The following is a 10,363-nucleotide window of genomic DNA, read 5'->3' on the forward strand; positions in this document are numbered from 1 at the left end:
CCGGCAGATCTTCTGCCGGGCCTTCGTCGTGTCCGGGCGGTGCCCGGGCGCGCACGGTCCCCTCCGGGTCCGCCCAGCCGGGTACCGGCGGTACCCGGAAAATCCATTGCCCTCCTCCGGAGCGCGTGCCTAAGGTGGCGGCACACTGAAAGGAGGTGATCCTGAGTTGAGTACCACCAGGATGCGTGAGGTGGCTGCTCGCTAGAGCCGCCCCTGCCTGTGCAGTGTGCGGGGCCCCAAGGGCCTCCGGCGGCAGGCGCAGACCCAAGCAGTCACCCGGCCCGCGGGCTCACCGGTACGTCCCCGGTGCCTCGGCCGCCGGTCCCTCGAGGACCGGCGCCGCGGAAGCAGCCCGCGGGCCGTCTGCATGTCCGGGCCCGGTCCGGGCCCCCCGCCCGGAGCCCCCGTCCCGCCGGGTGCGGTGACCTCCCGGAGTGACCGGCCGGTCCGCTACAGTCACTGCGGACCACAGGGGACCGGGGGCGGGGGTGGCTCGGGTGGAGCTGGAGCACGGCGGACAGCCGGTGCCGGCGGTGCGGATCGGGCTGGCCGGGGTGGTCGGCGCCGGGCTGGTCGGCCTGGTGCTGTACGCCCTGGCGAGCGAGCACGGGGTGCGGGCGCTCGGCGGCGGCCTGGTGGTCGCGGCGACGTTCGCGGTCGGCGGCGGCCTGCTCGGCTTCCTCTTCGGCATCCCCAAGCTGCTGACCAGCGGGGCCGCAGCCCATCCGGACGACCAGTCCGCGACCTCGACCGCGAGCTACGCCCCCAACACCAATCTGGAGCAGGTCTCCGACTGGCTGACCAAGATCCTGCTCGGTGCCGGACTCACCCAGATCGGCACCCTGCCGCGCCGGCTGAGGGAGCTCGGCGAGGCGCTCGCCCCGGCGGTCGGCGGCGGCCCCGGAGCGGCCGGCTTCGCGGCGGCCCTCTCGGTGTACTTCACCGTCCTCGGCTTCCTCGCCGGCTGGCTGCTGACCCGGCTGCTGCTCGCCCGGGCGCTGTCCGCCGCCGACCGGCAGACCCTCGCCGACTCGGTGAACCAGACGGTGCTGGCCGCCCGGTCGCTGAACTTCAGCTCCCGGCAGGTGCGGGACCTCTTCGAGACCGGCGTCGAGGGCCTGCGGGTGCAGGCGCTCGCCCTGCTGCAGGGCAATCCCGACCCGGAGAACCTGGACCTCGTCGTCTCGGCGATCGACCGGCACCTGTCGCCCTTCGAGCTGCTGCAGGCCCTGCTCGCCGCCAAGGCGATGCTCGGCGGCCCCGAGCTCACCGCGGAGCAGCGGGCTGCGCTGCGGGCGGCCGTCGCCTACAAGGTCCGCAACACCCGGAACGTGCCGCCGGACTCGCGGCGGCGGGCGGTCGCCGACGAGGTGCTGCGGCGGATGCCCGCCCCGGCGGCCGACGGCGACGGGCGCGGGGGCGGTTCGGACGGCCCGGACGGCGGTGGCCGGGACACCGGCACGGCCGGCGGCCCGCAGACCGCCGAGGTGCCGGCGATCCCGCCTCAGGTGCGGGCCCCCGAAGGTCCGGCCGCTCCCTGACGGCGGCGGACGGACCGCAGCCGCAGCACCCGGCGGTCCTGTCCGGCCGCACGCCGCACGGTGATCTCGCTGGCCACCCCGTGCCGGCCGAGCTCGGCCCGGAGCCCGTCGAGGTGCCGGCAGCGCCTGCCCTCCCCGTCGTGCAGCGGGTGGACGCGGACCTCGCCGGCCGGATCGGTCACCCGGACCAGTTCGAGCAGCGCCGACAGCTGTTCGTCGGGGCCGAACCGGTCCGGGTAGGCGAACAGCAGGTACGAGCTGAGGGTGAGGGCGAAGGTGCCGTCGGCGAACGGCAGCCGGGGCAGTTCGGCGGCCACGTAGCGGTGGGGGTGGGCGGCCCGGTCGGCCGTGAACAGCTCCCGGGCCCGGTCCCAGCTGCGCAGGTACTTGTCGTACCGGAGGTGGCGGGGGGAGGGGTAGCGCTGCGGGGTGCTGCACATCTGCGCGGCCATGGCGTCCCGGCCGGCGCGGGCCAGGTCGGCGAGCACGGCGGGCGGCACGGCGTACAGCGGATCGGCGGCGACCACTTGGCAGCCGAGCGCGCGGGCCTCGGCGGCGAGCCCGGCGGCGCCGCCGGGGCAGTCCAGCAGCGGACCGGACAGGCCGCGCAGCACGGCCCGGCTGAGGCCGAAGGAGGCGCAGTACTCGTCGAGCGGACGGGACGTCACCAGCACGGCGGCTCCCTCGCGGACGGGCGGTGCACCCGGGCGGCGGCCCGGGCGCGGTACGGCCTCATCGGACCACGGCCCCCGGCGGCCCGCATCCGGGCTGCCGGGGGCCGTGGGGGCCGCACCTTGAGGGGCAGTCGGCTCAGCGGCCGCCGAGCAGGCCGCGGGCGGCGAGCCGGTTGACCGCGGTGAGCCCGCGGACCAGCTGCGGGGTGAGCAGCACCAGCACGATGCCGAGGGCGCAGACGCCCGCGATCTGGGCCGGGCTGGTGACGTAGAACTCGTGGTGGCGCCCGGCGTCGGTGGTGAAGTCGTACACCCGGTAGCCCGGCCAGTCGGTGTACCGGGCGAAGACCCAGTGGTAGAGCGGGTACAGCGCGACCACCCAGCCGGTCACCAGGAAGGTCACGGTGACGGCGAAGCTCAGCACCGCCCAGGGGAACATCAGCACCTGGTGCAGCACCGCACGCCAGCCCGCGCCGTCGGCGAGCCGGGCGGTGACGGTGCCCCAGAAGCCGGGGCGCTTCGGGACGACGGGCGCGGGCGCGGCGACCGGCGTGCCGAGCAGGACGCGGGCCCGGTGCCGCTCCAGCGCGCCGAAGCCGCGGGCCTGCACGAGCAGCAGGGCCAGCACCGGCAGGCCGAGTGCGGTGACGAGCAGGCCGAGCCCGGTGCAGAACAGGGCGACGGCGACGACGAAGGCCGCGATCGCGATCGGCAGACCGGTGAGGACGAAGCCGACCTCCCGGTAGGTGGCGGCCGCGAACGGCGCCCGTAGGAAGCCGGGCCGGCGCCCGGCGGGCACGTCGCCCGGGTAGGGCGCGTCACCCGGGTACGGCGCGGCGGTCTGGTGCAGCGGTGCGGTGGTCATCTGTGGCCCCTCGGTGTCCGTTCGGACTGACGACTCCACGGTGCCGGAGCGGGGCGCCCGGGGTAATCCGGCCCACCGGCGGCTCAGGGGTGGGGTTCTCCCCACCCCCGTGCTGCGGCGGGCCGCACCCACTCGTCCTCCAGCAGCGAGAACAGCAGCGAGTCCCGCCACGCCCCGCGCACCAGCAGGTCGTGCCGGATCCGGCCCTCGGGCCGGAAACCGGCCCGGGTGAGCACCCGCACCGAGGCGGCGTTCTCCGGGTCGACCCGGGCGGCGAGCCGGTGCAGGCCGAGCGTCCCGAAGCCGAACCCGCAGAGCAGCGCGAGGACTTCGCCCGCGTAGCCGTTGCCCCAGGTGTCCCGGCGCAGCACGCAGCCGAGGGAGGCTGCGCGGGTGCCTTCGAGTTCGAGGACGGCCTGGCCGATCGGCGGGGTCCCGCCGTCCCGCTCGGCCGGGGCGACGGCGAGCCGGTAGACGGTGCGCGGGTCCTGCTCGGCCTCGTCGAGGGAGAGCTCGACCTGGTCGGCGCACTCCTCCTCGTCGCACACCTCGTACCCGAGGTGCCGGACGGTCTCCGGGTCGCCGAGGACGGCGTGCAGGGCGAGAACGTCCTCCGGGTCCAGCCGGAACTCGCGGATCGCCAGGCGCGGGCCCACCAGGCGAACCTGGCGGACCGTCCGGACCTGTTCGGCTGTCATGGCCGCCGACCCTACCCCGGCCGGCCCGGCCGCACCCCCGGCCGCACCCCCGGCCCGCGGCGGGCCCGGGTGCCGCGCGCCGGACCCCGCACCGGCTACGGTACCGGCGTGGACGACGAAGACCTGCAGCTCATCCCCCGTACCCGCGCCGAGTCCCTGCTCGCCTGGGCGGACGCCGAGGCACTGCCCCCGGTACCGGAGGAGGCCGTCCAGCAGGTCCTGACCCTGCTGGAACTCGGCGGCGCACCGCTCCACGACGGCTGGCCCGAACTCGGCTCCGCCGTGGTCGAACAACTGCTCCACGAACGGCTCCACCTGTACGTCCAGCCGGAGGGCGACCCCGGCGTGTACGGCGAGACCGTCCGGCTGCTGATCGACCACCAGCGGGCCGCCCGGCGGCTCAACGCCAAGCGGCAGGAACGGCTGCACGCCGAGGCGGAATGGCAGGGCGAACTGCTCGGGACGCTGCTGCGGCGGCCGCAGCTGCTGACCTGGCCCCGGCTCTACACGCTGCTGCTGCGGGCGGACGGGGTGGACACCGCGGACACCGACGCGGTGCGGGCCTGGCTGGACGGCTTCCGCGCCCTGGAGCCCGAGGACCGGGCGGCGGCGTACGCGGCCCTGGTCGACGGCGGCGCACTGGACCCGATGACCGGGGCGGACGCGGCACTCGGCTGGGGCGAGGCGCACCTGCTGTCGATCGGCATGGCGACGGACGGGGCGCGGCGGCTGCTGGAGTACGGGCTGATGCAGCGCAGCTACCGGAACCTGGCGGCGCTGACCGCGCAGGGCGAGCCGATGCCGTACGAGCTGCGGGGGGAGTTCGAGGACTTCGAGCAGGTCGTGGCGGACGTCGCGCTGTGGCTGTGCGGGCAGTGGACCGTCCCGGGGCTGCCGGCCCTGCTGCTCACCGACTACCCCGACCTGGCCCCCGAACCCGGCACCGCCGAACTGGAGGCCTACGCCGCAGCCCGCCAGGAGGAGCAATAGGGGCGCGCGGGGGCACCCGGGAAAGGACTTCTCAGGGCTGGACGCCGTGGGAGCGGAGCCAGCCGAGGGGGTCGACGGGGGCGCCGCCGGCGGGGCGGATCTCGAGGTGGAGGCGGGGGGTGGTGACGCTGCCGGTGGCGCCGACCGTGCCGAGGACGGTGCCGCGCTCGACCGGGCCGTCGGTGACCGCGAGCCGGTTGAGGTGGCAGTACCAGACCTCGGTGCCGTCGGGCAGGGTCTCGACGATCCGGTAGCCGTAGGAGCCGGCCCAGCCGGCCGAGGTGACGGTGCCGTTGCCGACGGCGGTGACCGGGGTGCCGGTGGCGGCCTGGAAGTCGAGGCCGGTGTGCAGGTGGGCCCAGTGGCCGCCGGGGCCGTACTGGGCGCCGAGGGTGTAGCCGGTGGTCGGCAGGGCGAGGGCGGTGGCCTCGACGGCGGCCTGGGCGGCGCGGCGGGCCTCGGCCTCCTGCGCGGCGGCGAGGCGGGCGGCCTCGTCGGCGGCGGTGCGGTGGTCGGCCTGCTGCTGGATGCGGGCGAAGAGGGCGAGGCCCGGGTCGGCGGAGTCGGCGGCCTGGTCGGGCGCGCTCACGGCGGGTTCGGCCGCGGCGGCCGGGCCGGGGGCGGCCGCGGTCATGCCGGCGGCGCCGAGGGTGGCGGCCACGGTGGCGGTGACGCCCAGCAGCGGGCTGCCGCCCCTGGTCTGCCGGGGCATCCGGTGGCGGGCCTGGTCGGCCTGCTCCCAGGGGTGGTCGAGGAGCTGGGTGGCTGCGGCGGTGGAGTCCGCCGAGTGCGTCGACGCCACGGGGGCGCACTCCTTTCCTTCCCTCGCCGACCGGGTTAGCTGACGGGTTCGGAGCAGGAAGGTCTCCTACGGCTGGGCCACCGGCCCGGCCGATTCACCCCAAGGAAGGTGGTTCCCCGGCTCCCGTGACCACCGGCGAAGGCAGCCGCGGGATTGAGCGACACGCGCACGGTGCCGTGTCGGTACGGCGTTGCCGACCGCGCTGCGTTATCAAACGTTAATGCTAGGCACGCCTTGATTCCAAGCGTCTGCGACGGTGGATTCGTAAGGGCTACGCGCAGGATGGGCGATTTGCCATAGATTGTGAATCCGCCCCTGACGGAGGGTGATCGCCCCCCTCGGGGTGAGTATCCGTACTCATGCGGGCCGGTGCCCGCTCCGGGACCCTGCAAGGCATGAGCGCACCGATGCAGTCCCGCACCACGGCCGCCTACTACGTGCAGGCCGTCCTGTCCTTCGCCCTCGCCACGGCCGCCCTGGCGATCGGGATCGCCCGCCTCCCGGTGGACGCCTGGATGCGCGCCTTCCTGGCGGTCGCCCTGCTGTACGTGATCACGTCCTCGTTCACGCTGGCCAAGGTGGTCCGCGACCGCCAGGACGCCGGCGAGCTGGTGTCCCGGGTGGACCAGGCCAGGCTGGACAAGCTGCTGGCCGAACACGACCCGTTCCGGGCCGACAACCTCTGAGCCCCCGCGGGCCCGGCCCGCGGCGGTCAGCCGGCGGAGGCGGCCCGGGCCTGCTTGGCGGCGAAGGTCTCGCCGCCGGCCGCCCAGTTCTCGGCCGGGATCTCCTCGACGACGACCCAGACCTTCTCCGGGTCCATGCCGGTCGCCCGGGCGTAGGCGGCGGTGAGCTCGCGGGCGATCTCGGCGCGCTGCTCCTCGGTGCGGCCGGCCAGCTGCTTGACGGTGATGAGGGGCATGACGCCTCCGGTCTCTCGGTTCCCGCGGTCGCCGAAAGCTACCGCAGCCGGCACGAGCCGCCGCGCCGCCCTTGACGGCTAAGGCTATTAGCCGTAGCTTTATGGCTACGGGCAATCAGCCGCGTCAGCGAGGCCAAGGAGGCCGGCCGTGAACGACACCCAGCACGCCCTGCAGACCCGCCACCTGGACGTCCCCGGCGGCCGCCTGGCGTACGACGACACCGAGCAGGGCACGGGCACCCCCGTCGTCCTGCTGCCCGGGATGCTCGACCTGCGGTCGGCCTACCGGCACCTGCACCCGCTGCTCACCGCCGCCGGACACCGGGTGGTCACCATGGACCTGCGCGGCATGGGCGAGTCCTCGGCCGCGTGGGACGACTACTCGCCGACCGCGATCGCCGGCGACGTCCGCGCCCTGCTCGACCACCTGGGCATCGACCGCGCCGTCCTGGTGGGCAGCTCGTACACCGGCGCCACCGTCGTCCGGGTCGCCGCGGACGCCCCGGAGCGGGTCGCCGGGATCGTCCTGGTCGACGCCTTCTTCGAGAACTTCCCGCCGAACCTGCTGCAGAAGGCCATGGTCGGCCTGCTCGCCCCGGCCGTCACCTGGTTCCCCGGGCTGTGGGGCGCCGCGCAGAAGTTCTACTTCCCGACCGCGCGGCCCGCGGACTTCGATGCCCAGCGGGCCCGGCTGGTCGCCGCGCTGAAGCAGCCGGGGCGCCGCCGGGCGGTCCGCGGCTACGTCCGCGGCGACTCCGCGCCGACCGGCTGGGGCGCGGACGTGCAGTGCCCGGCGCTGGTCGTCATGGGCAGCCGGGACCCGGACTTCCCCGACCCGGCGGCGCTCGCCGAGCGGCAGGCCTCGGCACTGCGGGGGCGTATGGTGATCATCGAGGGCGGCGGCCACTACCCGATGGCCGGGTACCCGCAGGCCACCGCCGACGCCCTGCTGCCCTTCCTGGCCGAAGTGAACGAGGTCGCCTGATGCCCCGGGCCGGACTGACCCCCGCCGCCGTCGTCGACCGCGCGCTGGAACTCGTCGACGAGCAGGGCCCGGAGGCCCTCACCCTGGCCGCGGTCGCCGGCCGGGCCGGGGTGGCCACCCCCTCGCTCTACAAGCACGTCACCGGCGGCCTCGCCGAACTGCGCCGGCTGATCGCCGTCCGGGTCACCGACGAGCTGACCGAACGGCTGTCCCGGGCGGTGCTCGGCCGCGGCGGCGACGAGGCGCTCGCGGCGCTGATCGACGCCTACGTCGACTACGCGGTGCAGTACCCGTCCCGCTACGCGGCCCTGCCGCAGGCACCGCAGGACGACCCGGCGTCGACAGCGGCGGCCGGCCGGCTGGTCGAGGTGATCCTGGCGGTGCTGCGCGGGTACGGGCTGGCCGGCTCCGAGCTGATCCACGCCACCCGGACGGTCCGCGCCGCGGCGCACGGCTTCGCCTCGCTGAGCACCGCCGGCGGGTTCCGGCTGGCCGAGGACGTCGCGACCACCCGGCAGCGGCTCACCGGGGCGCTGGTCGCGGGCCTGCGCGACTGGCCGCGCTGAACCGCCCGTGACCCGGCGGCGCCCCGCGCGTTGTGCAGGGCATGAAGAAGCGCAGCATGCTCGCCTTTGCCTCGCTCGCCGTCGGCGTCGTCGCCTCGCTGACCGCCCCGAGCGCCCACGCCGACGGGCCGCGGCACCGCACCGGTGACGCCAGGACGGTCACCGGCACCGAGCTCCCGGACACCGCCGCCGCCGAGCAGGCCGCCGAGGACGCCGACCTCGCCTGAGCCGGGCGGCCCGCCGCCGGCCGCTGCCGCTCCCCACGGGCCCGCGCCGACCGGCGCGGGCCTCCGTGCTGTCCGGGGCGGTGTGCCGGGCCGGGCGGGCGGTGTGCCGGGCGGCACAGCTCCGACCGGGTTGACGCGGGACGGGTCGGCGGCGGATGGTTCTGGGGCACTCCGCCCCCCCGCACCAGGACCGCGCCATGGACACCCTCACCGACCGCCTCCGCAGCAACCTCGACGGCCAGCCGATGCTGGCGACCCTGGGGGTGGAGATCGTCGAGCTGGCCCGCGGCCGGGTGGTGCTCGACCTGCCCGTGCGGCCCGCGGTGACCCAGCAGAACGGCTTCGTGCACGCCGGCGCCATCTCCACGCTCGCCGACGCGGCGGCCGGGGCGGCCGCGCTCTCCCTGATGCCCGAGGGCAAGGACGTGCTCAGCGTGGAGTTCAAGCTCAACCTGCTCAGCCCCGGGGTGGGCGAGCGGCTGCGGGCCACCGGCACGGTCGTCCGCAGCGGACGGACCGTCACCGTGGTCGGCGCCGAGGTCCGTTCGATCACCGGCGGCGTCCCCGGCAAGGAGGTCGCGCTGCTCCAGGGCACGATGATCGCCGTGGAGCACGCCCCGTGACCGCGGCCGGCCCGCGACGGCACGGCATCGTCACCGAATCGGGACACCGGATGCCGCCCGGCGGGGTAGGTCTGGAAGTGGACGGCCCGCACCGGCCCCGGTCCGGCGGCACCCGGCAGGAACACGGAGGACGTGGAGAGATGACCAAGACGGCCCGCAGCACCGCGCCCGCCACCCGGCTCATCCCCGGCCAGCGCCCGCCGGCCGAGCCGCCGTTCGTCCCGCCGGCGGCCGGTCCCGGCACCGGTCCGGTCTCCGCGCTGCGCCGTGCGTTCGCGGTGGCGCGCGGGCTGCGCACGCTGCGTCCCGTCCCGGCACGGGCCCAGGAGTCCTACGGCGAGGTCGACGGCCAGTGAGGATCGACGCGTCGGCGTGCGGTATTCCGCTTGATTGACGCGTTCAGATCACCGTTCTGGCGATCTGTTCACACATACGTAGGATCATCATCCTAGAATTCGCCGCGTGACGATGTCTCAGTGGTGCGCAGCGGCAGCCGTTGTCCTCGCCGTCCCCGCGGTCCTGACCGCCGCGAGGTACCGGGCCGTCACCCGCACCCTGCGCCGCCGGCTCGACGAGCAGCAGCACGAACTCGACTCCCTGCGCGGCCGGCTGGCCGGTGAGCTGGCCCGGCGCAGCGCCGAGAGCGCGGCCGTCCAGCGCGAGCAGGAGCTGACCGCCGGCACCCAGCGCGCCTTCCTCAGCGTCGCCCGCCGGATCCTGGTGATGGCCCACGACCAGCAGGCCGGGCTGGACGAGATGGAGCGCAACCACGACGACCCGGTGCTGCTGGAGGGACTGCTCAAGGCCGACCACGCCGCCGCCCAACAGGCCCGGCTCGCCCAGACGCTGGCGGTGCTGTGCGGGGCCCGGGCCGGCCGGCACTGGCCCGAGCCGGTCGCGCTGGAGGACGTCGTCCGCGGTGCGCAGTCCCGCATCCTGCCGTTCCAGCGGGTCGTCGTCCGCAGCCGGTTGGAGACCGCGGTGGTGGGCGCCGCCGCGGAGGCGCTGATCCACGCGGTCGCCGAGCTGCTGGACAACGCCACCCGCTACTCGCCGCCCAGCACCCAGGTGTTCGTCACGCTGATGCCGGTGCACAACGGCGCCGTGATCGAGATCGACGACGCCGGTGTCGGCATGCCCGAGGGCTCGGTGGAGAAGGCCGCCGCGGCGTTGGCCGGCGGCGGCGGGCTGGAGGTGTCCCGGCTCGGCGAGGTGCCGCAGCTGGGCCTCGCCGCGGTCGGCCGGCTGGCCGAGCAGTACGGGTTCCGGGTCACGCTCAGCTCCGCGCCCTCGCCGTACGGCGGTGTGCGGGTGGTCCTGCTGCTGCCGAACGCACTGCTCACCGAGCCGCTGCCGCACGCTCCGGCCGTCCCGGCCGCCGCGCCCGTCCCGTCCGCCGTCCCCTCGGCCCCGGCGACGCCGCTGTCGCCCGCGGCCCCCGCCGCGGAACCGCAGGCCGCGGCCGCGCAG

Annotated in this window: 14 protein-coding genes and 1 riboswitch; of the genes, 9 read left to right on the top strand and 5 right to left on the bottom strand. The window is 75.7% G+C overall.

The features are described from left to right. Positions 1-497 precede the first annotated feature (497 nt). Positions 498-1,541: a hypothetical protein gene (locus ABD353_RS38000; RefSeq protein WP_344628296.1), complete on the top strand. Its 1,044-nt coding sequence runs from the start codon at positions 498-500 to the stop codon at positions 1,539-1,541. Here the strand turns inward: ABD353_RS38000 and ABD353_RS38005 are convergent. The 3 genes from ABD353_RS38005 to ABD353_RS38015 all read right to left on the bottom strand — a co-directional run bounded on the left by ABD353_RS38005 (position 1,505) and on the right by ABD353_RS38015 (position 3,778). Further along, positions 1,505-2,215, bottom strand: coding sequence for a hypothetical protein (locus ABD353_RS38005; protein WP_344628297.1), 711 nt, complete (start codon positions 2,213-2,215; stop codon positions 1,505-1,507). The genes ABD353_RS38000 and ABD353_RS38005 overlap by 37 nt on opposite strands. Positions 2,216-2,351: 136 nt before the next feature. Continuing rightward, positions 2,352-3,080 (bottom strand): sensor domain-containing protein, encoded by a 729-nt coding sequence (locus ABD353_RS38010; RefSeq protein WP_344628298.1) that lies wholly within the window; start codon positions 3,078-3,080, stop codon positions 2,352-2,354. 83 nt (positions 3,081-3,163) lie between these two features. Next, positions 3,164-3,778 (bottom strand): GNAT family N-acetyltransferase, encoded by a 615-nt coding sequence (locus ABD353_RS38015; RefSeq protein ID WP_344628299.1) that lies wholly within the window; start codon positions 3,776-3,778, stop codon positions 3,164-3,166. Positions 3,779-3,886: 108 nt separating this feature from the next. On the opposite strand from ABD353_RS38015, the gene ABD353_RS38020 reads away from it, so the two are divergent. After that, a complete protein-coding gene (locus ABD353_RS38020; protein ID WP_344628300.1) occupies positions 3,887-4,768 on the top strand; it encodes a hypothetical protein in 882 nt (293 codons plus the stop codon). 31 nt (positions 4,769-4,799) lie between these two features. Here the strand turns inward: ABD353_RS38020 and ABD353_RS38025 are convergent, their stop codons facing one another. Beyond that, positions 4,800-5,570, bottom strand: coding sequence for a M23 family metallopeptidase (locus ABD353_RS38025; RefSeq protein ID WP_344628301.1), 771 nt, complete (start codon positions 5,568-5,570; stop codon positions 4,800-4,802). 9 nt (positions 5,571-5,579) lie between these two features. Next, a riboswitch (cyclic di-AMP (ydaO/yuaA leader) is annotated at positions 5,580-5,740 on the bottom strand. Between the two features lie 225 nt (positions 5,741-5,965). Here ABD353_RS38025 and ABD353_RS38030 point away from each other — a divergent pair. After that, positions 5,966-6,256 carry a YiaA/YiaB family inner membrane protein gene (locus ABD353_RS38030; protein WP_263104195.1) on the top strand — a complete coding sequence of 97 codons (291 nt, stop codon included), beginning with the start codon at positions 5,966-5,968 and terminating at the stop codon, positions 6,254-6,256. Positions 6,257-6,282: 26 nt separating this feature from the next. On the opposite strand, the gene ABD353_RS38035 is transcribed toward ABD353_RS38030, so the two are convergent. Further along, the gene (locus ABD353_RS38035) at positions 6,283-6,492 is read right to left on the bottom strand and encodes a tautomerase family protein (RefSeq protein WP_344628302.1); all 210 of its coding nucleotides are present in this window, start codon (positions 6,490-6,492) and stop codon (positions 6,283-6,285) included. Positions 6,493-6,640: 148 nt separating this feature from the next. On the opposite strand from ABD353_RS38035, the gene ABD353_RS38040 reads away from it, so the two are divergent. The 6 genes from ABD353_RS38040 to ABD353_RS38065 form a co-directional block, all read left to right on the top strand. Beyond that, positions 6,641-7,477 carry an alpha/beta fold hydrolase gene (locus ABD353_RS38040; RefSeq protein ID WP_344628303.1) on the top strand — a complete coding sequence of 279 codons (837 nt, stop codon included), beginning with the start codon at positions 6,641-6,643 and terminating at the stop codon, positions 7,475-7,477. Then, positions 7,477-8,043 carry a TetR/AcrR family transcriptional regulator gene (locus ABD353_RS38045; protein ID WP_344628304.1) on the top strand — a complete coding sequence of 189 codons (567 nt, stop codon included), beginning with the start codon at positions 7,477-7,479 and terminating at the stop codon, positions 8,041-8,043. The genes ABD353_RS38040 and ABD353_RS38045 overlap by 1 nt, the downstream gene beginning before the upstream one ends. 56 nt (positions 8,044-8,099) lie before the next feature. Continuing rightward, entirely contained in the window at positions 8,100-8,270 is a 171-nt protein-coding gene (locus ABD353_RS38050; protein ID WP_344628305.1) for a hypothetical protein, read from the top strand. A 197-nt stretch (positions 8,271-8,467) separates the two neighbouring features. Next, positions 8,468-8,893, top strand: coding sequence for a PaaI family thioesterase (locus tag ABD353_RS38055; RefSeq protein ID WP_344628306.1), 426 nt, complete (start codon positions 8,468-8,470; stop codon positions 8,891-8,893). A 140-nt stretch (positions 8,894-9,033) separates the two neighbouring features. Next, on the top strand, positions 9,034-9,249 hold the full coding sequence (locus tag ABD353_RS38060; protein ID WP_344628307.1) for a hypothetical protein: 216 nt from the start codon (positions 9,034-9,036) through the stop codon (positions 9,247-9,249). Between the two features lie 112 nt (positions 9,250-9,361). After that, positions 9,362-10,363: ATP-binding protein (locus ABD353_RS38065; RefSeq protein ID WP_344628308.1), on the top strand; the 1,002-nt coding region annotated here is incomplete at its 3' end.

It is taken from the genome of Kitasatospora arboriphila (genome assembly GCF_039528095.1).
GTDB classification, from domain to species: Bacteria; Actinomycetota; Actinomycetes; order Streptomycetales; family Streptomycetaceae; genus Kitasatospora; species Kitasatospora arboriphila.

Excerpts from the sequence above, each read along its gene's own strand:
- ABD353_RS38010 (WP_344628298.1), bottom strand. The coding sequence starts at position 3,080 with ATGACCACCGCACCGCTGCACCAGACCGCCGCGCCGTACCCGGGTGAC.
- ABD353_RS38015 (WP_344628299.1), bottom strand. The coding sequence starts at position 3,778 with ATGACAGCCGAACAGGTCCGGACGGTCCGCCAGGTTCGCCTGGTGGGC.
- ABD353_RS38030 (WP_263104195.1), top strand. The coding sequence starts at position 5,966 with ATGAGCGCACCGATGCAGTCCCGCACCACGGCCGCCTACTACGTGCAG.
- ABD353_RS38035 (WP_344628302.1), bottom strand. The coding sequence starts at position 6,492 with ATGCCCCTCATCACCGTCAAGCAGCTGGCCGGCCGCACCGAGGAGCAG.
- ABD353_RS38045 (WP_344628304.1), top strand. The coding sequence starts at position 7,477 with ATGCCCCGGGCCGGACTGACCCCCGCCGCCGTCGTCGACCGCGCGCTG.
- ABD353_RS38050 (WP_344628305.1), top strand. The coding sequence starts at position 8,100 with ATGCTCGCCTTTGCCTCGCTCGCCGTCGGCGTCGTCGCCTCGCTGACC.
- ABD353_RS38055 (WP_344628306.1), top strand. The coding sequence starts at position 8,468 with ATGGACACCCTCACCGACCGCCTCCGCAGCAACCTCGACGGCCAGCCG.
- ABD353_RS38060 (WP_344628307.1), top strand. The coding sequence starts at position 9,034 with ATGACCAAGACGGCCCGCAGCACCGCGCCCGCCACCCGGCTCATCCCC.